A 26013-nucleotide genomic window follows, 5' to 3' on the forward strand; every position below is an offset into this window, starting at 1 on the left:
AGCATGGTATAGGCTGGCTTTTTGTGAGAGCAGTTTCTATATATTTTCAATATTTGCTTACAGAGTGCTTGGGTTTATCCAACATGTCGGATAGGCATCGGCTACGCGACATAATTCTTATCTGTCGCTTAACAAGCCGCCTTCACTTTATCATTTAAAAAGTGGGATGGTTCTAGCTTTATCATTTCAGCGTCGGTTGCATTATGATTCTTCGCATATTCAGCAACTAAATTGTATCCAATCCAGTAACCTGCGTATTTCGGGAACTCATCAGGGTGTGAGCCCAAAAACAATTTATCTAATGAAAAGTCTTTTGTGTCTAATAGATGGCTCATTTGTTCTAGTCCGTTGCGCCAATCATAGTTATCGAGCTCTTTAAATAATGACGATGGCTTACCGTTGGTCACCAGATTTTCGAAATGGCACGCTAAACCTTCCATTATTAGCTGCTGTGACAAGGTGCCTGTTGGCATGTGAAAACTTAATCTCACTGCATGGTGAAGTTCATGCGCTAGAACTTCAAGAAGCTCTGTCTTTATTATTTCAGCAATATCATCTCGAGAGCTGTCCACTAACAGCTCGACTCTATGCTCACTAAGAGCGTAACCGCCTAAGCCTGACGGGGATTCTTCCCCTGTTTGGAATGGAGAAACAGTAATATCAATATTTGATACTTCAAGGAATTCACCAATTTTAATAAGGGCACATCCAATCGTGTGCTCCAATAAGTCTGAGTATTGGCTTAATTTTCCAGATGCGTTAAGTATTGTAATTTTTACTGCCAAATCATACTCCTTTGATTAGGCTGGGTTTAAACGAGGGCATAACCGCTATTAATGGCGTTGTTTTTGTGTTGTTACCATTAACAATTTAATCTCTGCGAATTGCTAATGTTTTAGCCGATAGCACAGACATTTCACAGTGCTTTGTCTATAACTTTAGAGATATGTCAGGTTTTATAAAAAAAGAGGTTATCCAACGCGGTGGTAGCGGTTTTGACTTGTAAATCACTATTATTGACAATATGGATAGTTGGAAAAGGGATAGTGGTTAGACGATTAAAAGAGATAAATCTATGTTTTGAAAAACATTATTTCACGCGATAAGAGCAAGGTAACGATTAAGTCACCAACAGCGAAATAAACAAAAAGCCAGCATGGTATAGGCTGGCTTTTGTGAGGGTAATTTCGCTTAAATAGTAAATCTATTTATTTGAACTTACGAAGTAATCATTCAGTACGATTAATTTGTACACATATCACTATCTTTACCTACTATACGCCATACACCCCAATTAGCAGATGCTTCAGGTGTTGGTTCTTCACCTGTGGTATACCATTGGTTATGGTATGACAGGCCATCATGCATGACTTTTTCACATGGCTTATCATAGACTTTAGCTGGATCCCACTCACCTTCAGGTACCGGTGGTACTGGAACGTCTGGTGTGTAATCGCCAATAGAAATCATACAGCTATTGTTTTGGAAATTAACATTAATTTGCTGTGGATGTTCTGGATCAGCCTCGCTTGCAAGCTTAGCAAAAGCACTTTGTGCTTGCGCTGTACAGTCGACGCCGCTGTCTTTCATTTGGTCGATACTTGCGTCAACGGGTAGTGAAATATGGGTATTTGGTGTCATCCAGTTATTAACGATATTTGCTCCTGCTTTAGAAGCAGAAAGGAACATCTGACCCTGTATTTTTGCATCAGTATAAATCTGGATTTCACTTGTTGGATCAATAGGACCTTTATCCGTTACCGCATTAAAATCACTTCCAATCGCTTTTTCAACATTGCCAATCGCAACATCAAGTAACTGGTAAATAGCTTTACGATCAGAATCATTACTTAACGTAAATGAGTCTGTAGACTTAATGTCTAACTGCGTTAGCGCATCTTTAAATGCTTTGTCAGCTTGAGATGCCGTGACAAAAGTCAGTGCTTCTTTGTCTTTATTTGGCTTGTATGACAACTTAGTCATTGCGAATGCAAATACTCGATTAAATTGCCCTGCTAATAATGACACCTGATTATTAATATTTAATCCTGCATCTTCAATATTCACGCCGAATAATTGGTCGATATAAAAGGAAACTTGGCGTGGGTAACGGTAATAAGTATCACCCGTTGTATCAGGTGAACCAATTGCGTCTCGGTAATCTTGTGGGCTTAAATTGTAGTTATTCCTATAGTATTTAGTAGATTGACAGACATTACGTGATTCCAGTTATCACTAACGGAAGTGAGCATTATCTGATCCTCGATTTTATATATACTCAGAAAGTTCAGCTGTTTTATGTTTTATAAGCAGCGATACCTCCATATTAAATAAAGTCAAATTAAAGGCTCGGTTTCGTATTAATATCGAAACCAAGCCTTATCAGTCCTTAAATTAAATGCTCCATTTTGTATGGGCCATTTAATTATATTTTGTGATGTTCTATTAAGCATTATTTAGTTATTAATATTTGAACTATTTAGGGGCTGGAAACCCATCCAAATCATCGAACGGCATTATTTTCCCGTTCCATTTCCCCTCTTCTTGTTTTGCGACAACAATGAACTGACCATATGTTGTACCGGGTGATCTGTATTTTAAGGGGACGACAACACCATCATCCATATGAATCGCGCCATCGATCCTTGCAAGCATGCAAATTCCTCTGGTTATATTATCCTGCCTTAATTCAGAAGGTTGTATCTCGCCGAGAAAGTGCTGTTCACAAAATGGTCCTTCTAAAACAAGGTCAACCGTACCTGGCGTACTGTTTAGCACTGTATAGTTTGTATAAGCAGCGAATGATGGAGCTGAAAATAGTAAAAAAGAGAGTGCAACAAAAAGAAGTTTTTTCATCACGTAGCATCCTTAATCAAGATTAGAGAATGGGCGACATGTGTCAAATATACGCAATAGATATAATACATAAATGGTATATAAAACATATGTTTAGGTTTTATATTTGTAGAAAAAATGAGACACCCTAAAGCAAAACGATTGATGAGTGCTATGTTGCTTAGGCTTTTGGTTGTCTTTTGATGATAAGTCGGTGGGGGTGAATCGATGAGGTTGAATCGCTTTTGATGAAAAATTCAATGTGTATTGAAGAAATGGTAAACCGATTCATAGCTTGAGAGCGCTGAATCGGTTTATAAATTACCTGCGTTATAACAAGGCTATATTGAGAAGCATAGCTTAATGAGATTGTTCATTAGTCGTGAAAATTTGACTATTAATTATATCTTCAACATTGCCGGTTAATGCTCCCACATGTTTTTTTGCACTCTGAGGATGCCAAAGCTTGCACTCAAGTTGTGACTCCTTAAATAAACCTATTGTGGGTATATTGTAAGCACTCGCTATGTGAATAATCGCAGTATCAACAGAGATCACGCCTTTTGATTGTTTAATCAAATAAATCGCGTCTTGTATAGAATCTACACAGCAAACACGAGAAACGGGCGCTAATTGGCTTTCCCATTCATCTTTATTTTTTATATAGGAAGGCAAAATAAAGACACAGTTAAATCCATCGTTTTTTAATTTTGTAAGTATATCTATGCTTTTCTTTATACTTAGTGATCTACTGTTACGAGAAGCAAATGGATTAAAAACCAAATAGTCTTTAAGGTTTTTACTATTGATCAGCATGTCCATTTTATCGTTTTCTTTAGCAAAAACCTTAAACAGAGCAGGGGGCTGAGCAAAACCATATGCGGCCATTAGTTTTGACCAGCATTCAGGCTTACTTATGTTATCGTTATTAAATTGTATCGGTGGGTTCTGTATACAATTATGCTGGTAACAATCGTGACCGATAGTTAAGTCGGGCTTTAATGTAAAACCGACGATGCTCCGGTGGGGTTTTTCTATAGAAGACACTTCTATTAGTAAATCTACATTACAATTGATCTTCTCTTTTAATATCTTAGGGTATTTATACCATTCTCTTTCTTTGGGTAAGCAAATGTAATTAACCCGAGTGTCATATTTTACAACATCTTCATTTTTCTTCGTACATAAAACAACCACATTGGCTTCTGGCCACTTGGCTTTAACTGCTTCAATAATAGGTGACATTGCGAAGTAGTCGCCTATCTGAAATGTGGCATTAATAAATACATTCGGTTTTTCTGGAAGGCTATTTATTGATGATAATTTGTTTACTCTTCTATTTAGTATGCTAGATATAAGCTTTTTAAGCATAAAATGTTACCGCCCGTAGTAAATATTTATCTACTTCCATTTTGATGACTTTACCTTACTAATGTATATATTGTGCTTTGAAATTTAGGCGTATTCAAAGCGTATTACGTTTTACCAATTTGGGCTTAAATCAGCCAGCTTTTAGCAGCATACGATCATGATGGCCACGCTTTTATCTGCACTTCTAAAATACGCTATTTTAACGCTATGATTCTAAGCATAAAATCATCAATTCGCTCTAAGTATATAGATGATTTGTGATGTACTGCGAAGATTGCTGATTAAATTTGATATTAAAGTTTGTTGACACATTTATAGAGTTGTATTTTTAGACGTTTTAGCTGCATTTTTCTTTCTCTTTACTTCGTTTATTTCTTTCCTGTAATACGACTTCCATCCGATACATTTGATTGTTTTATGAGCGAAATATTTCGTTGTTAATAAAGCTATCATGATTACCTTATATGTTGAAAGCGTGATTTTGTTCTTGACAGGTATATTTTACTGGCAATATATTCCATTTATTAACACTAACTAAACCTTTGTCACAGAAATTTAATTTGATATCCATACAATCCACTTGTTTTCGCTTGTGAGCGAAAATGTTCGTTTTAAGTAATGTATGGATAACAATGAGGCTCTGATGTTTGGGATATTCAAACCGAAGGCGCATATCGCACCTTTAGAAAATAGTAAGGTCGATAGCACCTATTCTCGCCTGCGATGGCAGTTATTTTTCGGTATTTTCTTCGGCTATGCAGGTTATTACCTCGTCCGTAAGAACTTTAGTTTGGCAATGCCATATTTAATTGATGAAGGCTTCAGCCGCGGAGAGCTTGGTGTTGCTCTGGCTGCGGTGTCTATTGCTTATGGTTTATCGAAGTTCTTAATGGGGAATGTGTCAGACCGTTCTAACCCAAGATACTTTTTAACGGCGGGACTGGTTATGTCCTCGTTGGTCATGCTCTGTTTTGGCTTTATGCCATGGGCGACGGGAAGTGTGGCTGCCATGTTCATTTTATTATTCCTAAATGGTTGGTTCCAAGGAATGGGCTGGCCTGCGTGTGGACGTACCATGGTGCATTGGTGGTCTCGTAAAGAACGTGGCGAAATAGTGTCGGTGTGGAATGTTGCTCATAACGTGGGTGGCGGTTTAATCGGCCCTATGTTTATTCTTGGCCTTTGGGCATTTAATGACGACTGGCGAACTGCTTTTTATGTTCCCGCTCTTTTTGCTTTGCTGGTCGCATTTTTTGTTTGGTTAACCGTGCGTGATACGCCTCAGTCATGTGGTTTACCACCAATTGAAGAATATAAAGATGATTACCCTGATGGATATGATAAGTCGTTTGAAACGGAAATGACGGCGAAAGAAATCTTCTTTAAGTATATCTTTAATAACAAGTTACTTTGGTCAATCGCGATTGCTAATGCCTTTGTTTATCTGATCCGCTACGGGGTGTTAGATTGGGCGCCAGTATATCTAAAAGAAGCGAAAGGCTTTTCTGTCGATAAAACATCATGGGCTTACTTCTTGTATGAGTGGGCTGGTATTCCGGGCACCTTATTGTGTGGTTGGATTTCCGATAAGTTCTTTAAAGGACGTCGAGCGCCAGCCGGTATTTTGTTTATGGTGCTGGTAACGCTGGCGGTATTGGTTTACTGGTTTAACCCAGCAGGCAACCCAACGGTTGATATGTTGGCGCTTATTGCTATCGGCTTCTTAATTTATGGCCCTGTTATGTTAATTGGTTTGTATGCGCTTGAGCTTGCACCGAAGAAAGCAGCAGGTACTGCGGCAGGGTTAACGGGTTTATTTGGTTACCTTGGTGGTGCGGTTGCAGCAAATGCTGTGCTTGGCTATACCGTTGATCTTTATGGTTGGGATGGCGGCTTTATTATTCTGGTTGGTTCTTGTGTGACATCTATTGTGTGCTTTGTTTATGCCCTATTAGGTGAGCGCGCACTTCATGAACGTAAAGCAAAAGAAAAAGCAGCATTAGCACAATAACCGTATTGAGGGGCGGATTGCCCCTCACTATTTATCAAGGATATATGATGAAAACAATCTCAGTTGGCTTCACTTTTTTAGTACTTAGCTTATCAGCAGGGGCGATTGCAAAGCCGCTGGTTATTGCTCACCGTGGCGCGTCAGGCTATTTACCCGAACATACACTTGAAGCGAAAGCGCTCGCTTATGCCATGAAACCTGATTTTATTGAGCAGGATGTGGTGATGACGAAAGATGATCAATTAGTGGTACTGCATGATCACTATTTGGATCGTGTGACTGATGTTGCTGAACGTTTTCCTGATCGCGCGCGTAAAGATGGACGTTATTACGCGATTGACTTTACGCTCGCTGAAATTAAATCATTAAGGGTGACGGAAGGGTTTAATATCAATGATAAAGGCGAGAAAGTCGCGGGCTTCCCACAACGATTCCCAATGTGGAAATCACACTTTACTGTGCCTACTTTTGCGGAAGAAATCGAATTAATTCAAGGCTTAAATAAGACCTTAGGTTATGACATTGGTATTTATCCTGAGATCAAAGCGCCTTGGTTCCATCGCCATGAAGGGAAAGACATCTCTAAAGCGGTACTTAAAGAATTAAAACAATACGGTTATACCTCGCAAAGCGACAAAGTATACCTGCAATGTTTTGATGCCAATGAGCTAAAGCGTATTAATGATACCTTAATGCCCGAGATGGGCATGGATTTAAAACTTATCCAATTAATGGCTTACACCGATTGGAACGAAACCATGGTTTATGACGGTGATAAAGCAACGCCATATAGCTACGATTGGATGTTCAAACCAGATGGTATGGCAAAAGTGTCGCAATATGCGGAAGGGATTGGCCCTTGGAAACCGATGTTAGTGGATGATAAATCAACCCCATCGAACATTATTATTAAACCGATAATGGCGCAGGCAAAAGCGGCGGGGTTAACAGTGCATCCTTATACTTTCCGTGCTGATGAAGGCCGAATTCCGTCATACGCAGAGAGCTTTAATGGCATGCTTGATGTGTTCTACAATCAGGTAAAAGTCGATGGTGTATTTACTGATTTTCCTGATAAAGCAGTGACGTTTCTTAATAATAACTAGTGCTACATAAGGGATTGGCCCTCTCGATTTGGGAGGGCTTTTTTTACTGATCTTATTGTGGCAAATGGCTTTGTGCGTAATGAATGATAGCTTGCGATATTTCTTTTAATACGCCCGTTTCTAATTGCCAGTGATGCCAATAAATTTGGTTAGATAAGGAAAAATTCGGCGTTATATTCACCAGCGTGCCTTTTTCTAATTCTTCGATGATCTGTAATTTGGGGATTAAACAGTAGGCGATGCCGGCAAGAGCCATTTTGATAAAAGCTTCTGAGCTACTGATTTTATGATGGACGGTATTATCAAGATTTACATTAAAGTGCTGGGTAAGAAATTTCTGGTGTAGATCGTCAAACTGATCGTAAGACACCGCTGGTGCTTTGGCGAGTGTTTGGTTATTGACACCGTTTTTGAAGTAGCGCTGGGTAAATTCAGGACTCGCGACACACACGTAATCAATACAACCTAAATAGTCGGCTCGACAAGACGGGATCGGTTGCGATTCGAGGCTAATTGCGCCAGCCACTTCTCCGCTTTTCAATTTCTCAATCGAGAGGTTTTCACCATAAATGCTTAATGTGATTTCAACTTGTTTTTGTTTCATCACATCTTGCAGTGACGGCAATAACCATGTCGCTAGGCTATCGGCGTTGGTCGCAAGTGAAAGTTGAATAGGGCGTGCGCTGGTATCGTTTTCTAACTCTGGCAATATTTCATGTTCAAGTAATCTAACACGACGATATAACCCCAGCAGTTTTTTGCCTATTGCTGTGGGTTTTGGCGGTTGCTCTCTTATCAGTACAGGTTGAGCTAGAAACTTTTCTAATTGTTTTACGCGCTGTGAAATGGCTGACTGTGAAATGAAGAGGTATTCAGCGGCACGTTCAAAACTCCCTTGATGAATAATCGCATCTAAGGCTTCAATCCATTTGTAATCCAATCCTCGCACTTCACTCTCCTTGCTTATGAGTCTCACCACGTTATATAGGTAACATTACGTTATATAGGTAACACCACAGTTATAAGTATCTCTAATGTTATATTAAAATCATTAATTATACTTATCCATCTAAACCTTTTATCTTCTCGGCTCTTTACGAATATTATTTTGATGCTGCTGAGGTGAATGATGAGTTTTTGGGTTTTATTACAAGGGTTTGGCTTAGGGGCATCAATGATCATCCCGATTGGCGCCCAGAACGCTTATGTTCTCAATCAAGGTATAAAGCGTAATCACCATTTAACGACAGCAACGATTTGCAGTTTGCTAGATACGCTGTTTATTTCCATCGGAATTTTTGGTGGTGGTGCCATTTTAGCGCAACATGACATGTTACTTACCTTTGTCACAGTAGGCGGCATTGCTTTTTTAACCTTCTACGGTTTGTTGTCATTAAAAAGCGCGTTTAAAAAGCACAATGCTGATGAACAAAATGGTGAAGTGGTTGCTCGCGGTCGTCGTGCTGTTATCTTAGGGGCATTGGCGGTGACAGTGTTAAATCCGCATTTATACCTTGATACAGTGGTGATTCTTGGTTCATTAGGTGGTCAGTTTGAAGGAAATGATCGTATTGCTTTTGCTGTTGGTACCATCATGGCATCGTTTGTCTGGTTCTATAGCCTGTCGTTAGGCGCGGCAAAGCTTGGGCCTGTTTTATCACAGCCAAAAGTGAAAAAAGGCATTGATCTGTTAGTGGCAGCAATGATGTTTACTATTGCGATCATTCTTGCCAAAGAGCTGATGGGTAAGTATTAGTAAAAGTAAAAGGGATAGTGATATATGCAATCGTTACAAAAAATTTATGCGTTTAATACCCAACGTTTAAAGTCATTGGCTATCCCTTATCGAGAATGGGAACACGAAAGTATTCTTGACTTTGAAACTGATCAAAAAGTAGCAGCGAGACTGGGTTGGACCGGAGTACATACGAAGAGCATCTTTATGAAATTTAAAGATCATGGCTATGCGTTGTATTTGACGGATAAAGATTCGCGAATGGATTCGAAAAAAATAAAGACGTTAATCGGTAAGCGGCCCTCTATTTGTACTGGTGAAGAGATGACTGCGCAGTTAGGGTGTTTACCCGGTGCTGTTTGTCCTGTTGGGCTACCTGAACATGTCGCTATTATTATCGATTCATCCTTGTATGCGTGTGAAGAGTTACTGTATACACCCGGTATACCAGAAATCACGTTTGGCGTGGCAGGGAAACACTTAAAGCAGTTATTAGGATCTGAATCTAATTCTATTTATGAACTGTAAATTACAAACCAAGATAAATAAATGCCAAGGGCTTTGAATTTAATATTCAAAGCCCTTTTTCTTTATTTGAAAAAGGGAAAGTGATTGATGTTTAAATATGTAGCTTATTTTTTAAGCCATCGTTAATTTCCTTAAAAGTAATACTTAGAGAGTGTATTAGTTTGCTCAATATAATATCGCTTCTCATATCCTGAGTTTATGACTAATATTCTTTAGTTATTTAAAAGTGTATACCTTTTAAGCGATAAAATAGTGTCGGTAATTTAACAACGATAGATTATGGGCTTACTTCAATATTTAAAACGATCTCTATACTTCATTTTAGACAACCAATAACACATTGATTTTAAATGTTTTGTTTTTAAAGGCAAAGGCATTGCGAAGGTACATTTCATCGTTATCTCTTTTTCTTTAGGTTATATAAATTCCATTTAAGTATTTAAATGTCTTGATTATAAATATCTTAATGATTACCATTCTCATCAAAGGTAAACCGTAGGTTTACTATTCTATTTTTTAAATCAAAAGTGGTTGGTAATGAAAAGGACAGCTTTATTCTATGGCGCGTTATGCGTGTCATCGTTTGCAAGTGTTGTAAATGCGGCATCCATTTACGCTGATGAGGGAACAAGTCTTGCTATTGGCGGGCGTGTTGAAGCTCGCGCTGAGCATCGTGATAGTGACATCAGCGATCTTAGCCGTGCGCGAGTAAATATTAGTGGTGAAACACTGATCGGTGATGGTATTAGCGGCATTGGTTATTTCGAGCAGGAATTCAAAGCAAGTGAAAACAAAACACGCTATCTCTATGCAGGTATTAAAGCGGCGCTAGGAGAGGGAGAAGCGCAAGTCGTTTACGGTAAAACGGCGGGAGCGATGAGCCTTGTTACGGATATGACTGATATTCAGGCAGCATACGGCGCAATTGCCGCTGACAAGTTTAAAGTCGGCAAACGTATTGCGAACAGTATTGCCACTTTTTATACCAATGATTCGGGTACGTCATTAGGCATTAACTACTCGGGTAAACATACAATCAAACAAGATACCTTTAAACAGGGTTTCTCTGTTGGGGCATCCCAAGCTATTGGTGATACAGGGTTAACCTTGGCAACGGGTTATGCCGATCAAACCATGATCAAAAAAGGCAAAGAGAAAGAAAAGTCACAGTTTGATGTCGGTATGGGATACCAAATTAAGCAGTTTTATTTAGGTGCTTTATACACCAATCAAAAATTAGGCGGTAAGGATGCTGACGGTTATGACGTAGTGGCTGCTTATAAGATCAACAGTATTTATAAAGCCACGCTTGGTTTTGGTGAGTTACATGTTGAAGGTGGAGATGACACTCGAGCTGTGAATGGCGACATCACCGCCAAGTGGAATAAACATTTCAGAACCTATGCTGCCGTGAATTACGACACGGTAATTGATGATACACAAGCCATGCTTGGCGCTCGTTACGATTTCTAATCTCAAAAGGTCTAATATGAAAACGCGATTTAAACTTCTTACTCTTGCTGTTGGTGTAATGGCTTCATGTTCTGCACTTGCTGGTGATTACCCGATGACAATCACGGATGTATCAGGCCAAACAATTACGCTTGATCATCAGCCTCAACATATTGCACTTGGTACTGCTCGTAACTTCCCATTATTAGAAATCGTTTACGGAAAAAATGCTGGTAAACATGTTGTTGCTATGCGTGATGATATGAAGATTTCAGCCCCTTCTATGTATGAGTTTTATACCAATAAATACCCAAACCTTAAAAAAGTGTCAGAGATTGGCAAGATCAGTAAAGGTCAGTTTGATGCTGAATCATTCATTCAAATGAAGCCTAAACCTGATGTGCTGATCATCGGTACTAGCAGTATGAACTCTGCCAAAGAAAAAGGCTTAGTGAAGAAGCTTAATGATGCCGGTATTCAGGTGATCACGGCAGATTTTCGCGAGCAAACCATCAAAAACACAATGACATCAGTAACTTCTGTAGCAAAAGCATTAGGTTATGAAGAACGCGGTAAAGCATTTGCGGATTACTACACTCAACATTTAAACGTTATTACTGATCGCATTGCTAAGGCGAAAGATTTAAAACCCAAAACCGTGTTTATGGAAACGGCGGCAGGCTACACCCTAGATTCCTGTTGCAACACTTATGCTGGTGGCAATATGGATGATTTTATCACGCTGCTAAAAGCGACAAATATTGCGACCAAACCATTAGGTGGTGCTCATTCCGGTAATATGTCACCTGAAACTATTGTTGCGGAAAACCCTGATGTTTACATTATGCAAACGGCTGGCTGGGTTGATAAAAAAGGTAATTCTATGAAGGGGATTCCTCTAGGTTACGCGGCTAATGACGCTGCGATCAAAGCGGCAACGAAAACCTTGATGGATCGTTCTTGGTTGCAAGCGACCAACGCAAATTTAACCGGCAATGTTTTCTCTATTTATAAGCCGTTTTATAACTCGCCGTATAACCTTGTGGCGCTCGAACACTTTGCGAAGTGGATCCGACCTGAGTTATTTAAGGATTTAACCCCAGAACAAACCTTCGTTGAAATGAATAAGACTTTAGCTAACAGTGACGTAAGCGGTTTATTTGGTATTGATAACGTTGATATTATTCAATAATAAAAACAGAAGGGCGTTTATCGCCCTTCTATTTTCCGTTCAGCAATGTTTACTTTGTACTGCCACTTTTTGAACATCACCACGTAACTCTATACGGTTGCATCTATTGACGATATCTCTCAGTAATTTTGTTCCTGTGATAAAGAGAAAATCTTTCTAAAAATCATTTTCAACGAGCAGTTTAAGAGAATAATAATTCTACAAAGCATTATTGTTGTTTAAATAATAAGCAATCAGTCGTAAATGAGAATAGTTATAACTTACTGTAATTCCTTATAAACCCTCTTTTTTGTAAGAGATATAGGGGCTAAATTTCACATTTACGGTTGTAAACTATAGGTTTACCCATTACCATTTGTTGCGACTATTACGGTTTTTGATTGACAGTGTTTAGATCCAAGCGCAATTAGGCGCGATAAAATGAGTAAGGTTATTTTAGTAAACCATTGTGGTTTGATTTTTTGATTGGGGATGAAAACATCACGCTACGGATTAGCGATAAATCTATTTTTATAAGACGAACGTTAATATGAAAAGTCACAGAATAATAGTGAGATTAAAGCGAACTTTAGATGGTAAAACGAATGAGATGTTGTTCTTTTTGGCATTAGGTAAGCATTATGGCTAAGTGTAGAACAAGAGTTAAACGAACCAATGTTTATGGCCATACATGTAAAGATCCAAGGCTATGTGTGCTGTGTTCATCTGTGGTTGTTTTACCCAAAGTGTATGGCACTAAAAAAACGTTTATAAAACGGTATAAGTCGATATTTCAACTACTTAAATTAGCCAAGGTTTTACTTTTTATTCCTGCTTTTATTGGTATTGGTGCAAGTCGAGCAGATAGCCCTAATTATAGTATTCAGTGTGTGTTTGATGGTGCGAAGAATAAAAATGGTGATTTTAGAAAGCCATTTTTTCAATCTTATAAGTTTGAAGTTGATAAAGAACAAGTGATAGTGGTTGACGATTCGCATCAAGCACTCGCGCAAAAGGTTTATGGGTTTAATAACATTACTCTTTTAGAACAAACTGCCTTTGGAAATATGGTCTCAACAACTATTGTTTTTAAGAAAGAAGGGCGGCAGATGGAAGCGGTACAAAGCCGACATGAAACCCTTAATCATCACGTGATGCCATTTCAAACGTTAGGCTATTGCGATTACGCTTAAATACATTTTGTTAAATAGAAAGTGAATATATTAAATATTTATTATTCTTTTTATTTTTTAAAATATTATTAATTTTTGATATTAGAAATAATGTCATGCGTATCTATTCAATTTATTTATGGACTGTTATATCTGCAGGGATCGCTTTTATTACATGAAAGAGAGAAAAAATAATGAAAAAATTAATTATCACCAGCCTTATTTCATCGACAATTTTATTAACTGGTTGTAACGCTATTAAAGAACAAGCGGCTGGCATGGTATTAGGGGATAAATTTGTACAAGCTAATGAGCAATTAAATCATTGTGATCTTTCTAGCTTAACGTATTTAAAAAGTGCGGCAGCTGATGATAAAAACCCGATTGTTCAAAATGCGGCTTTACTTGTTTTGGGTGCACATTTTGCTGCTGATGGGAACATGCGTGCAGTAGATACTATGGCGCAAAAGATCGCGAATATGTCAGATACAACAACGTTTGCAGAGCAACGTAAAGCGATTATTGAAAGCGGTAAAGAAACGGCGAAAGATCGTATTGAAAATGGCTTCACTGCAAACTGTAAATAATTACCTTTCTAATTTTCTAAACCTGACGGGCTCCAAGGAAGGGGCTTATTACGTCATTTAAATATTATGTTGAGTTAATTTTAAAGAGGTGTGTATGAGAAAACTGCTCATTGCTGCACTATTGGTTTCACCTATCACTCATGCTGACTCGTTAGCATTTTCTCGTCCTATTGTGACGATGCATAGCGTTGTTAATGCTGCACAGTGTGCTGATAAAATTACCGAATATCCTGAAAATGAAGTGATTGGTTTGTTTAATTTTGCTGTCGATGTCCTTGATGAAACAGCAAAACGAATTGGTTATAACAAGGTCGAAAAGTTTTATGCTGCCGCAGAGAAAAACTCAACGTTTGTTATTGATAAAGCTCACTGTGATGCGCTTATAGATAATGTCGTGATGCCTTATTTATTTAGTGCACCGATTACACTTTATCATCAGGAGTCGGTGTCGTGAAAAACGTTTTTTTAGCGATATCAATAATATTACTGTTAGGTACGGGGTGTTCTGCCGATAACAAAGCTTATCCTAAAAATGCAGCGCCACCGATGCTTGAGTTATCAGTACCACCACCGACGTTATTAGAGATGGCTCACCACCAAACCTCGGACAAGGTTTGCGCTTTAATGGGGATGGCACGTGAACAAGGAAATGATGAACTGGTGAATCAACTAGGTTTTATTTTTTCTTCTCGTCGCGATATTTCATTGAGAGATTGTATCCGCTTTGCTGATCTTGGACAGAAAGAACAACGCGCGGCTAACTTTTGAAATGAAGTGATTAAAAAAGATAACGTAAAGGGACATTTGATGTCCCATAACGGGGTATGCTCACACTAATCTTTTGTCATTTTTGCTATTTTTTCCGCAACAATCGAAGGGACGGATGACGGCGGCATAATAAGAAAAGAGGTATTGGCGGCAATCTGGTTAAATCGCGCTGCTTGTTGACTTTCTTCTGGTAAATGAATGGCGATGACTAATCGAGATCGGGTTGGGTATTCAAGAAGATTCTTTAATAGTTTTATGCACATTTCTGCATTGCCGTCATTGAGATCTGGCAAGGCGATAAAGCTATAAGGGCGAATATCGAGTTTTGTGTCCCCAATTAATTCCATGTAGCCGATTAATATATTGCCGATATATTCTGTGGTAACGCCAGTGAGATCGGCATTATAAAATTGCTCATCAATACGGGCTAACATGGATCGTGTTTTATTATTACACTCCCACTCGAAATTTTGCTCATCTTTCAGGTTCGCATTTTCAACGTAAGATAATGCATCAACCGCTTCGACCATTCCTGTGATCAATTTTATTTGAATAGGGTTTGTCTTTTCATCATCTAATCTTTTTATGATTTCTACGGCTTTACGCGCGTTAGAAGACCATGCGTATGATAAAGGGTTAACCGGTGCATGGTTTTCTTTATCTGCGATCAAATCTAATGGTGGTACGGTTTTAAAAAAACGAGAACAAATAATTAAGTTTTCTTTAGAGACGATACCTGTGGTGACCCATTTATGGACGGCTTGTCTTGATACATCACAGTAGGTTGCCAACGCTGTTTTTGAAACACCATTAGCATTCATGTTGTAGGAAAACCAATCCATTAATTTTGTTTTTACATTTCTTTCTTTACGTTGAAGTTGTGCGTTTTTTTGCTCTGTCTTGCTATTGTCTTGGGTCATTATTGCGTAACCTGATGAGTTGACACGCTCTATTATGCAAATCTTAAGTTAAAAGCGAATTGTTGTAATAAGTATATGCTTCAGGTAACAGGTTAATAAGCTAAATATGGAAAGTCAAACCTAGGTAATTAGAAAAATAGAACAACTGAAAGGGGCTAAATAAGCCATTTTATACGCTCTTGTAATAAGTAATACATGTTAACAATTGAATGTTATTCGTTTGGATTTTGTAAGAGATTAACGCCGACTATAACCGATAGTATTGATAAACAATGCATTATCGTTTTAATGGTTGATTATTAACCTAAGGTTTCTTATTACACATTGTCACCTGAGAGTTTACTTTGGCCAAAGGCTCGATAAAAGCAAGATTTAGATATCGATGCTTTAGTTGCGTTTTAGTTAATAGAAAAGAGGGGGAATAAGTGAGTTACCCGTTTTTTTATTTTTATCGAAACGTTTCGATGGCTAAAGTGTGACCTAGTATTCTTTTTTGTCTTTATATTGATGATCAAGACCGATCATTCTCACATCTTATCGAACCGGGGATAGTCAAAAAAATTAGTCGGATTATCATACTATCGAAACGTTTCGATGGTGTTTTCTAAAGCGGTAATTTTAACCGATTAGCAGATGCTTTTAGTAAGAAAACGTATAACCGAATGGTCGATAACATGAAAAAAAGTACCCTCATTAATTCAGAATTGTCTTACCTCGTTGCCACACTAGGACATACCGATGAAATCACTCTTTGTGATGCGGGCTTGCCTATTCCAGATCACGTTCAACGTATTGATTTAGCATTAACGCATGGTGTACCGAGCTTTTTAGAGACGGTGCGTGTGATGCTCTCTGAAATGCAAATTGAAGGGGTGATCATGGCAGAAGAGTTTGCCCAAGTGAGCCCTGAACATTACCAAGCCTTGCTGGTTGAACTTGAACTAGAGCAAGCGAAAACGGATAAAAAAATTCATATTCAATACGTTACCCACGAGCAGTTTAAACAGCGTACGGAACAAAGCCGAGCGATAGTCAGAACGGGCGAATGTACTCCGTATGCCAATGTGATTTTTCAATCCGGTGTGGTGTTTTAGTCAAGAGCGACGTTGAGGATAAATTATGACTCAGGCCATTCTACAATTGAATGATATCGAGAAAGCGTTTCCCGGTGTGAAAGCGTTAGATAGAGCCAGCCTTTCTGTGTATGCGGGTCGTGTAATGGCTCTTATGGGCGAGAACGGAGCGGGCAAATCAACCTTAATGAAGGTGCTTACTGGGATTTACCAAATGGATGCAGGAAGTATTCATTATCAAGGTCAACCTGCTGCATTTAACGGCCCACGTGATTCACAAGAAGCAGGCATTAGTATTATTCACCAAGAGTTAAACTTGATCCCTGAATTAACCATTGCCGAAAACATTTATCTTGGGCGTGAATTCACGGGCATGATGGGACGAATTCAATGGGGAAAAATGTATGATGAGGCTGATAAGCTGTTAAAACGCCTTAACGTGAAACACTCCTCAAAAACCTTATTGGGTGACTTAAGCCTTGGCGAACAACAAATGGTTGAGATTGCCAAAGCCCTTTCGTTTGAGTCTAAAGTCATCATTATGGATGAGCCAACAGACGCGCTGACTGACAAAGAAACAGAATCGTTATTCACCGTCATTAATGAACTTCGTGAGCAAGGTTGCGGCATTGTTTACATCTCTCACCGTTTAAAAGAAATTTTTGAAATCTGTGACGATATCACGGTATTGCGTGATGGGAAGTTCATTGGTGAATGCCAAGTTAAAGAAACCAATGAAGATGGGCTGATCGAGATGATGGTGGGTCGTAAGTTGGAAGAGCAGTACCCACGTATTGCCGTAAAACATGGCGAAACTTGCCTTGAAGTATCGGGACTCACAGGCTCTGGTGTTCATGATGTTAGTTTTTCTCTAAAACGTGGTGAAATTCTTGGTATCTCAGGGTTAATGGGCGCGGGGCGTACTGAATTGATGAAATTGATTTACGGCGCGCTACCTATTGAAGCTGGTGTTATTAAGCTGAATAACCAAGTTATAAAGCCTGTGACACCACAAGACGGTTTAAATAACGGTATTGCCTATATCTCTGAAGACCGAAAAGGCGATGGCCTTGTTCTGGGCTTATCTGTAAAAGAAAATATGTCTCTTTGTGCTTTGGATAAACTCACAAAAGGTGTGCAAATTCAGCATAAAGAAGAAGTGATTGCCGTTGATGACTTTATTAAAATTTTCAATATCAAGACGCCAACACACAACCAAATTATCGGTAACTTATCCGGTGGTAACCAGCAGAAAGTTGCTATCGCAAAAGGGTTAATGACCCAGCCTAAAGTTCTTATTCTTGATGAGCCAACACGTGGTGTTGATGTTGGTGCTAAGAAAGAAATCTATCAACTCATCAACAAATTTAAAAGTGAAGGTATGAGTATCATTTTAGTCTCTTCTGAGATGCCTGAAGTGCTCGGTATGAGTGATCGCATCCTTGTTATGCATGAAGGACGAATTACTGGCGAATTCGATGCTAAAGAGACGGATCAAGAAAAATTACTCGCGTGTGCCGTTGGCAAAAATATGAATGAGGAAGCAGCATGAGCACGAATACGATGAATAAACCCACTGAACAAAATCGCCAAAAGTGGTTTAGCAAAGAGTGGTTAATTGAACAAAAATCATTAATTGCATTACTTTTCTTGATTGTTGTTGTGTCCTTTTTAAACCCTAACTTTTTTACCGTCGACAATATCCTCAATATTCTTCGTCAAACCTCTGTTAACGCGATTATTGCTGTCGGTATGACGTTGGTTATTTTAACCGCAGGTATCGATCTAAGTGTCGGTTCAGTGCTTGCGCTATGTGGCGCATTGGCTGCCAGTATGATTGCTTTAGAAGTTCCTGTCTTAATTGCGGTGCCAACGGCTTTGCTTGCCGGCGCGTTATTGGGGGGGATCAGTGGGGTAATCATTGCTAAAGGTAAGGTTCAAGCCTTTATCGCAACCTTAGTGACAATGACATTACTGCGTGGTGTCACCATGGTGTATACCGATGGTCGTCCTATCTCTACAGGCTTTACTGATACTGCAGACGTGTTTGCATGGTTCGGTACAGGTTATGCGTTAGGTATTCCTGTTCCTGTATGGCTGATGGTTATTGTCTTTGCCGGTGTTTGGTACCTTTTAAACCACACTCGTTTTGGTCGCTATATTTACGCTCTTGGGGGCAATGAGTCTGCGGCTCGTCTTTCTGGTATCAATGTTGATCGTGTGAAAATTGGTGTGTATGCCATTTGCGGTATGTTAGCAGCACTTGCAGGCATTATCGTGACTTCTCGCTTATCTTCTGCGCAGCCTACGGCAGGTATGGGTTATGAATTAGATGCCATTGCAGCTGTTGTATTAGGTGGTACGAGTTTGATGGGAGGCAAGGGACGTATCATGGGTACGTTAATTGGTGCTCTTATTATTGGCTTCTTGAATAACGCACTGAACCTACTGGATGTTTCTTCTTATTATCAAATGATTGCTAAAGCTGTTGTTATCTTGCTAGCGGTGTTAGTGGATAACAAAAACAAATAATACGCTACGAATTATTACAGAAAACAAACGAGCCAGATGACGTGAACTGGCTCGCCCCTACAAAAGGACTAGAACAATGAAAAAAATCGCAACGCTTATTTCAGCTGCACTTATTTCCTCTACGGTGTCTTTCGCGGCACAAGCGCAAGAGACTATGGCTATTGTCGTATCGACGTTGAATAACCCGTTTTTTGTATCAATGAAAGATGGTGCGGAAGCGAAAGCAAAAGCGCTTGGATATAATTTGATTGTATTGGATTCACAAAACGATCCAAGTAAGGAGCTGTCGAATATCGAAGATTTAACAGTACGTGGAGTGAAAGCGATTCTGATTAATCCGACAGATTCTGATGCGGTATCAAATGCTATTCGTATTGCAAATCGCGCCAATATTCCGGTATTGACCCTTGATCGCGGTGCACGCCGTGGTGATGTTGTTAGTCATATTGCTTCTGATAACGTTGCGGGTGGTGAAATGGCAGGCCGTTTCATTATGGAAAAAGTGGGGGAGAAAGCAAAAGTTATTCAGCTTGAAGGTATTGCAGGAACATCTGCCGCGCGTGAGCGTGGTGAAGGTTTCATGAAAGCGGTAAAAGACAACGACATGGATCTTTTAGCGAGCCAGCCTGCAGACTTTGATCGCACTAAAGGTTTGAACGTAATGGAAAACTTGCTGGCTGCAAACTCGAATGTACAAGCTGTATTTGCACAAAATGATGAGATGGCACTGGGGGCACTTCGTGCGGTTCAAGCATCAGGTAAAAATGTCCTAATTGTGGGCTTTGATGGAACTGAAGATGGTATTGCTGCTGTTAAGCGCGGTAAATTAGCGGCGACGATTGCACAACAACCTGATTTAATTGGTGCGCTTGGTGTGGAAACGGCTGATAAAGTACTGAAAGGTGAAAAGGTTGAAAAGAACATCCCTGTGCCACTTAAAGTCGTTACAGAATAAGATCTAACCCCTTTTATTGTTATTTCTTCATCACGATACAGAGTAACCCATTCTCTTGTTTGGGTTGCTCTTTCATAAAGCTAACAATGTTGCACAATAAATGACAAAGCCCTAATAGGTTTAAGTTTTTGATAGATCTTAAACCCATTACTCCTTTGACGTTAAAGGGTTAACAGAACTAAGGATTAAAGAATGAGTAAGTTAGTAGTATTAGGCAGCGTCAATGCTGATCATGTTCTTCAAGTACCTTCATTTCCTCGCCCAGGGGAAACGTTGCATGGTCGTAACTACCAAGTTATTCCTGGTGGTAAAGGGGCTAACCAAGCGGTTGCCGCTGCGCGTTTAAATGCTGATATTGGGTTTATTGCGTGCGTAGGTGATGATGCGTTTGGCATGTTGATGCACGATAATTTCATCAAAGATGGAATAGATGTGCGTGGTGTGAAAACAGAAGTGGGCACACCGACCGGTATTGCGATGATCCAAGTTTCTGACTGCGGTGAAAATAGTATTTGTCTCTCGGCTGAAGCGAATAACAAGTTAACAGAGCAAGCGATTGAATCTGATTTAGACACGATTCGTCAGGCTGAATATTTACTGATGCAATTAGAAACACCGATGTGTGGTATCGAAAAAGCAGCAAAAGTAGCGAAATCAGCCAATACGACAGTGATTTTAAATCCAGCGCCTGCTCGCGAATTATCAGATGAGTTGTTAGCGTGTGTTGATGTGATAACGCCCAATGAAACCGAAGCTGAAGTGTTAACTGGCGTAACAGTAACGGATAACCAATCAGCACAGCAGGCGGCGGATATTCTGCATGGTAAAGGCATAAAAACCGTAATGATCACTTTGGGTGCGAAAGGGGTATGGTTAAGCCAAAACGGTTCAGGCGATATTATCTCAGGGTTCCGTGTTGAAGCAACAGATACGACGGCGGCTGGCGATACCTTTAATGGCGCGTTAGTGACTGGTTTATTAGAAGATTTGGCTTTAGAATCAGCTATTAAGTTTGCTCATGCTGCCGCTGCGATCTCTGTCACTCGCTTTGGTGCGCAAACGTCTATCCCTACTCGTGAAGAAGTGGATTTGTTTTTAGCGCAACACGCCTAATTAAGGAGAAATAACTTGGCAACGATGAAAGATGTCGCGAAACTGGCAGGGGTCTCTACCTCGACAGTGAGCCATGTTATTAATAAAACCCGCTTTGTCAGTGATGAAATTGCAGAGCGGGTAAATAAAGCGGCGAAAGAGCTCAATTACTATGCACCTTCAGCCTTGGCACGTAGTTTCAAAGTTAACCGTACTAAAACCATTGGTATGCTGGTAACAACCTCAACCAACCCTTTCTTTGGCGAAGTGGTTAAAGGGGTTGAGCGTCATTGTTACCATAAAGGCTACAGTTTGATTTTGTGTAATACTGAAGGTGATCACCAACGTATGCACGAATCAATCAATACTTTGCTGCAAAAGCGTGTTGATGGATTAATTTTAGTTTGTGCGTCGCTAGAGGGTGAGCGTTTCGATATTTTTGAGCACTATGCTGATATTCCTGTCGTGGTTATGGATTGGGGACCGATGCTGTTCACTAGCGATAAGATTCAGGATAACTCGCTGCGTGGTGGTTATATGGCAGCGAAACATTTGATTGATGCTGGGCACAGCGATATTGGTTGTATCACAGGTCCGCTGGAGCGAAACCAAGCTAAAATGCGTTATAACGGCTATTTAGAGGCGATGGATGAAGCTGGCTTTATTGTTAATCCATCATGGGTAGTGGAAGCGGATTTTGAATGTGAAGGTGGTTATAACGCTTTTATTCAATTGCATGAAAAAGGAACATTACCCAGCGCTTTAGTTGTTGCCAATGACATGATGGCAATGGGGGTGATTAATGCTGCGAATGAGCTTGGTATTCAGATCCCTGAACAACTTTCTATTATTGGTTACGACGATATTCATATTGCGAAGTTTATCTCTCCGTCCCTTACAACCATTCACCAGCCTAAATATCGTTTAGGCCAAGCTGCTGTTGAGGCGTTACTTAAACGTTTAGATGCCCCTGATAGTTTCCCGCAAGTGATTGAGCTAGAGCCAACTTTAGTTGAGCGAAAGAGTGTGCGGAAGTTAGGTTTAGTTGATTGATTATTTCGCCGCTTTGAAAAAGAATAAAAAACACCCAGCATAATTTATGCTGGGTGTTTTTTTATTTATGAATATTGGATAACAGCCATCACGAGTACGACAACCATACTGCTTAACATAGGCACAGATGTCCGTTTAACGACATCGATAGGTGTTAAGTCAGACATACCTGCAACGGTAATAATAACGCCAGCCACAGGTGACATGGTTCGACCGATACCAGCTGCAAATAAAATTGGAAGTAATGGTAATAGAGGGTTTACACCAAAGTTTGTCGCAATTTGCGGAACGATTGGAATAAATGCCATTACTGGTGCGTTGCCTGAACCCGTTATAAAAGCGGTTAATAAAATAAAACCAGAGAAGACAATCACAATACCTGCAGGACCAAGATCAAAAGACTTAGCATTGCTAATTAGGGCGCTAATTGCGCCAATGTTGGTTAAACCTGCAGAGAAATATTCAGCTGCGATCATTAACGTTAGCACGCTCGCAAAGATCATACCTGTTCCTTTCAACCAAGCTTCAAAGTTATTGAAAGCACGTTGAACCGAACGGAAACGAATCGCTTCAATGAGAACACAAATTGTAATTGTCGACATCATTGCGATTGGAATCGTCATCGTTATTGATTCCATCACCATACTTGAAAAGCCGAATAAAAATACGAAAGGTAATACGGGTAGTAATGCGTAAAAGCCCGGTACCACATCGGTATTATCGTGTTCTTGTTCTAGTTTCTCGAGGTATTTACCGCGATCATCTGCGGGGTTATAGCCATCCTTTCGATCACAGTATCGCTGCCAAACAATATTTACAACAGGGATAATAAGTAATAGTAACGCTTGGAAAATTGTTTGGTGGTGTACAACAAAATCCATAATTTCTACATTAATGGTGTTGGCACCAATGACGGCATTAATTTGTCCTGGGCCGTACTCCCATGCAGTTGGAATAACGATGGTCGCAACCGCTGTTTTAGCACTGACACCCGCGTTTCGTAATACAGGATATAAAGTGCCCATTAGTAGTAAAGATAGCGATGTTGCACCTGTAATAAAGACATACATGATAGAGACAAATAGCAACACAAGGATCAATAAGATATATGGGTTTTTTACAGCCATCACCGGACGAGATGTTGCTTTTACTAGGGCTTGAGATGCGCCAATATGGTTTAAGTAAGTTGAAACACCCGCGATAGAAACGAGTGTTAAACCGACTTTTCCTAGTCGAGTGTTGGTTATTTCAGTAAATTTTTGCCATAAGTCGAAGAATAGAGCACCTTGTGTTTGGCCGTCAGGAAGAACAGGGTTGATGCCTGAAAGGGAAGCATAAGCTAGAAGGAATAAACCTGCGGTGATTAATGTTGCTTGAGGGTTAAACTTTTTTAGCATTGAATAGGCAACAAGCCCAACAATTGCAATCGTAAATATATATTCCATTTTAATCTCATTGTCCGATGATAAACAGGAATATTATTGATACTTAAAGAGAATAAATATTGATCGTGAATAATTAATGCTATATCTATTACTATGCGTTATTAAAAATGGAATGATCATCACTAATCTTGTAAAAGCAGAGTATGAGATTAGATAATCTTTTGTTTTAAAAAATTATTCTGATGATTTTTATTAGGTAACTTTAAACTTTTCTATATGATTAAGGTGTAGGTGATGCTGTCTAATTATTTTTTGATCTTGATCTAAAAAACACATTGTAGTCTTTAATATGAAAAGCCATAGAAACAGTACTATCAGTGATGTTAAGTTCACTGAATATATAGATTTAATATTGAATGCATTCTGATATAAATACAATGCAGAAAGAAATCCAATAGCAATAAGAGAAATATCTTTATAAGTACTTAATATTTTATAAGAGTTATCATTACGAAACTTATGGCTAAGTAATTCTTCGTCAATGGTTGTGGATAATAAGTGATATATTTTTGTTAGCGCAATGTATAGTTGCTGGTTATCAATATGCCTTAAAGATTGTTGCTCAATTTCATCTATTAAATCTATAGCAAAATTTATAGGTATATAATTTTCACCTACTTTCTTGATCAAGATTTGAAACTTACACACTAACTCTTTTTCTTCTGAGTATTCTTTTTTTAGGGGAATTTTCAATTGACAAAAAATATCTTCTATTTCAGTAAGTGTTTTAGAAGGAATGTTTATCATCAACATAACGTTTACCTGTCGTACTATGTGAAAGTGATAGCTGTATTCAATATAATTGTTTACTTGAATACAGCTATTTTTATTTCATTAAATAAATGCTAAGAGTGGAGAAATACAAAGTAAAATACCTGTAATGATAATCAAGTTTGTTGATAATCCTTTGTACTTGTGGAGGTGAGGAACTTTATATACAAGATAAGCAGGAATTAGACACCCTACAATACCAAAGATAGGCGAACAAATTGAAGTAAAAGATAAAATCGGTAAGTTTAACGCAACGGCTCCCCATGCGATTAAAATAGTAAACAAGATCGTTAATTTACTTACTAATTGTTTGTTTATATTTTCTCGCTTATATTTTCGTTCCAGAACATTCATTGCCATACCACTGCACGCTTCTTTGAATGCGAGGAAAACACCAAAGAAAGAGGTCACAACAGCAAAAATATTAATGATGACACCTACAGCTGTTGCCCAACTACCAGGGAAAAAGTGTGCGATCATGGCTAACGCAGAGATGTTTTCTTGTTTTGCATGCATTGCTTCATCTTGGCTAATTGCAAAAGTAAACGAAAGAGCAAAGAAAAAAACAGAAACGAAGAGTACGGTAAATGCAACTTTCATTGCTCTCAAAGCCTTATAACGCGCGACTTCGATGGATTTTGCATGCGAACGATAGGAGATAACCATTGGGCTCAATGATTGGATAAATAGAATAGAGGTTAATGTAAAAGGCAGTGTAATGATGGCATTTTTGATTAATGGTTGCCAATTTCCAATTTTAGGCACATTAGCAAAGTCCCATTCAGGGATCATTAATATCCCCATTATTGCAACTAAACTAATGACTGTAACCGCCATTACACCAGATATTTTAAAAAGAATTTTTTCACTTTTTGAACCAATGAAACATAACAAGCAAATAAGCCCTAAACCATAAAATATATTATGATTTAAATGATGTTCTGTTATTCCAAAAGAGTGTAAATATGAAGCACTGTCATTAGTCACTGATAATGCATAAACTAATACCCAAATAACAAGCATAAGGAAATAGAGTGCACCAAGACATATTCCCCAGTTTTTTCCTAAATATCCAGAAATAACACCTGGGTAATCTGTACATTCTTTTGATTCAGCTAGTGTATTAATAAATAACTTTTGAAATAAATACATTGCAGGGTAACCAATCACAGATGATAGTAAAAATACCCACAGCCCCATGACGCCTACTTGTACTGGAAGAAATACAATTCCTGCGCCAATTGCCATTCCAATACTCATTACAATCCATCCAATATCTACATTATCGAATTTTATTGCTTCCTTCCATTCCTCTTTTGTCATGTTTGCTTTTTGGTGTAATGGAGTATTTATATCATTGGGTAGGGGAAAAGTATTAACTATCATTGCAATATCCTGTTATTAATTTTATGGATTATTCCCCGATATTATTAATG

The 26013-nt window shown here is 38.9% G+C and carries 25 protein-coding genes; 16 read left to right on the forward strand and 9 right to left on the reverse strand.

The window, feature by feature from the left end:
- Positions 1-128: 128 nt before the first annotated feature.
- The 4 genes from C9J45_RS19430 to C9J45_RS19445 all read right to left on the reverse strand — a co-directional run bounded on the left by C9J45_RS19430 (position 129) and on the right by C9J45_RS19445 (position 4206).
- Positions 129-785, reverse strand: coding sequence for a DUF2268 domain-containing putative Zn-dependent protease (locus C9J45_RS19430; protein WP_107292898.1), 657 nt, complete (start codon positions 783-785; stop codon positions 129-131).
- Between the two features lie 457 nt (positions 786-1242).
- On the reverse strand, positions 1243-2067 hold the full coding sequence (locus tag C9J45_RS19435; protein WP_107292899.1) for a hypothetical protein: 825 nt from the start codon (positions 2065-2067) through the stop codon (positions 1243-1245).
- Positions 2068-2475: 408 nt separating this feature from the next.
- The gene (locus tag C9J45_RS19440) at positions 2476-2856 is read right to left on the reverse strand and encodes a hypothetical protein (RefSeq protein ID WP_107292900.1); all 381 of its coding nucleotides are present in this window, start codon (positions 2854-2856) and stop codon (positions 2476-2478) included.
- A gap of 339 nt (positions 2857-3195) precedes the next feature.
- A complete protein-coding gene (locus tag C9J45_RS19445) occupies positions 3196-4206 on the reverse strand; it encodes a glycosyltransferase family 9 protein (protein ID WP_107292901.1) in 1011 nt (336 codons plus the stop codon).
- A 643-nt stretch (positions 4207-4849) separates the two neighbouring features.
- Between C9J45_RS19445 and glpT the strand changes: the two genes are divergently transcribed.
- Together glpT and glpQ are read left to right on the forward strand one after the other, a co-directional pair.
- A complete protein-coding gene (gene glpT / locus C9J45_RS19450; protein WP_107207103.1) occupies positions 4850-6217 on the forward strand; it encodes a glycerol-3-phosphate transporter in 1368 nt (455 codons plus the stop codon).
- Between the two features lie 47 nt (positions 6218-6264).
- Complete coding sequence (gene glpQ / locus C9J45_RS19455) at positions 6265-7323, forward strand: glycerophosphodiester phosphodiesterase (protein ID WP_107292902.1); 1059 nt, start codon at positions 6265-6267, stop codon at positions 7321-7323.
- Between the two features lie 52 nt (positions 7324-7375).
- Here glpQ and C9J45_RS19460 read toward each other — a convergent pair whose 3' ends face one another.
- Entirely contained in the window at positions 7376-8272 is an 897-nt protein-coding gene (locus C9J45_RS19460) for a LysR family transcriptional regulator ArgP (protein ID WP_107207101.1), read from the reverse strand.
- A 180-nt stretch (positions 8273-8452) separates the two neighbouring features.
- Between C9J45_RS19460 and C9J45_RS19465 the strand changes: the two genes are divergently transcribed.
- The 8 genes from C9J45_RS19465 to C9J45_RS19500 all read left to right on the forward strand — a co-directional run bounded on the left by C9J45_RS19465 (position 8453) and on the right by C9J45_RS19500 (position 14736).
- Positions 8453-9079: a LysE/ArgO family amino acid transporter gene (locus C9J45_RS19465; protein WP_107247596.1), complete on the forward strand. Its 627-nt coding sequence runs from the start codon at positions 8453-8455 to the stop codon at positions 9077-9079.
- A 24-nt stretch (positions 9080-9103) separates the two neighbouring features.
- Positions 9104-9586 carry a YbaK/EbsC family protein gene (locus tag C9J45_RS19470; protein ID WP_107292903.1) on the forward strand — a complete coding sequence of 161 codons (483 nt, stop codon included), beginning with the start codon at positions 9104-9106 and terminating at the stop codon, positions 9584-9586.
- A gap of 537 nt (positions 9587-10123) precedes the next feature.
- Positions 10124-11059, forward strand: coding sequence for a porin (locus tag C9J45_RS19475; protein WP_107207098.1), 936 nt, complete (start codon positions 10124-10126; stop codon positions 11057-11059).
- Positions 11060-11075: 16 nt separating this feature from the next.
- Positions 11076-12230, forward strand: coding sequence for an ABC transporter substrate-binding protein (locus C9J45_RS19480; protein WP_107292904.1), 1155 nt, complete (start codon positions 11076-11078; stop codon positions 12228-12230).
- A gap of 620 nt (positions 12231-12850) precedes the next feature.
- Positions 12851-13402 carry a hypothetical protein gene (locus tag C9J45_RS19485; protein WP_233217836.1) on the forward strand — a complete coding sequence of 184 codons (552 nt, stop codon included), beginning with the start codon at positions 12851-12853 and terminating at the stop codon, positions 13400-13402.
- A 173-nt stretch (positions 13403-13575) separates the two neighbouring features.
- A complete protein-coding gene (locus C9J45_RS19490; RefSeq protein WP_105061764.1) occupies positions 13576-13968 on the forward strand; it encodes a hypothetical protein in 393 nt (130 codons plus the stop codon).
- A 94-nt stretch (positions 13969-14062) separates the two neighbouring features.
- The gene (locus tag C9J45_RS19495) at positions 14063-14422 is read left to right on the forward strand and encodes a hypothetical protein (protein WP_107292906.1); all 360 of its coding nucleotides are present in this window, start codon (positions 14063-14065) and stop codon (positions 14420-14422) included.
- Positions 14419-14736, forward strand: a complete 318-nt coding sequence (locus tag C9J45_RS19500) for a hypothetical protein (protein WP_233217844.1) — start codon at positions 14419-14421, stop codon at positions 14734-14736. Before C9J45_RS19495 ends, C9J45_RS19500 begins: the two co-directional genes overlap by 4 nt.
- A 65-nt stretch (positions 14737-14801) precedes the next feature.
- Here the strand turns inward: C9J45_RS19500 and C9J45_RS19505 are convergent, their stop codons facing one another.
- Positions 14802-15656, reverse strand: coding sequence for a hypothetical protein (locus C9J45_RS19505; protein WP_107292907.1), 855 nt, complete (start codon positions 15654-15656; stop codon positions 14802-14804).
- A gap of 674 nt (positions 15657-16330) precedes the next feature.
- On the opposite strand from C9J45_RS19505, the gene rbsD reads away from it, so the two are divergent.
- From rbsD to C9J45_RS19535, 6 genes are all read left to right on the forward strand, one after another.
- Complete coding sequence (rbsD, locus tag C9J45_RS19510; RefSeq protein ID WP_107259977.1) at positions 16331-16750, forward strand: D-ribose pyranase; 420 nt, start codon at positions 16331-16333, stop codon at positions 16748-16750.
- 25 nt (positions 16751-16775) lie between these two features.
- Positions 16776-18281, forward strand: coding sequence for a ribose ABC transporter ATP-binding protein RbsA (rbsA, locus tag C9J45_RS19515; protein ID WP_107207092.1), 1506 nt, complete (start codon positions 16776-16778; stop codon positions 18279-18281).
- Positions 18278-19261: a ribose ABC transporter permease gene (gene rbsC, locus C9J45_RS19520; protein WP_107207091.1), complete on the forward strand. Its 984-nt coding sequence runs from the start codon at positions 18278-18280 to the stop codon at positions 19259-19261. The genes rbsA and rbsC overlap by 4 nt, the downstream gene beginning before the upstream one ends.
- A gap of 76 nt (positions 19262-19337) precedes the next feature.
- Positions 19338-20216 carry a ribose ABC transporter substrate-binding protein RbsB gene (gene rbsB / locus C9J45_RS19525; protein ID WP_107207090.1) on the forward strand — a complete coding sequence of 293 codons (879 nt, stop codon included), beginning with the start codon at positions 19338-19340 and terminating at the stop codon, positions 20214-20216.
- Between the two features lie 192 nt (positions 20217-20408).
- A complete protein-coding gene (rbsK, locus tag C9J45_RS19530; RefSeq protein ID WP_107207089.1) occupies positions 20409-21329 on the forward strand; it encodes a ribokinase in 921 nt (306 codons plus the stop codon).
- Positions 21330-21344: 15 nt separating this feature from the next.
- Entirely contained in the window at positions 21345-22361 is a 1017-nt protein-coding gene (locus C9J45_RS19535) for a substrate-binding domain-containing protein (protein WP_107292908.1), read from the forward strand.
- Positions 22362-22426: 65 nt separating this feature from the next.
- Here C9J45_RS19535 and dcuC read toward each other — a convergent pair whose 3' ends face one another.
- The 3 genes from dcuC to C9J45_RS19550 all read right to left on the reverse strand — a co-directional run bounded on the left by dcuC (position 22427) and on the right by C9J45_RS19550 (position 25963).
- Positions 22427-23806: a C4-dicarboxylate transporter DcuC gene (gene dcuC, locus C9J45_RS19540; RefSeq protein ID WP_105061771.1), complete on the reverse strand. Its 1380-nt coding sequence runs from the start codon at positions 23804-23806 to the stop codon at positions 22427-22429.
- Positions 23807-23998: 192 nt separating this feature from the next.
- Positions 23999-24559: a hypothetical protein gene (locus C9J45_RS19545; protein ID WP_107207086.1), complete on the reverse strand. Its 561-nt coding sequence runs from the start codon at positions 24557-24559 to the stop codon at positions 23999-24001.
- Between the two features lie 81 nt (positions 24560-24640).
- Positions 24641-25963: an amino acid permease gene (locus tag C9J45_RS19550; protein WP_158259276.1), complete on the reverse strand. Its 1323-nt coding sequence runs from the start codon at positions 25961-25963 to the stop codon at positions 24641-24643.
- Positions 25964-26013 lie beyond the last annotated feature (50 nt).

This window comes from Photobacterium sp. GB-1 (assembly GCF_003026165.1).
In the GTDB taxonomy this organism is placed as follows: domain Bacteria; phylum Pseudomonadota; class Gammaproteobacteria; order Enterobacterales; family Vibrionaceae; genus Photobacterium.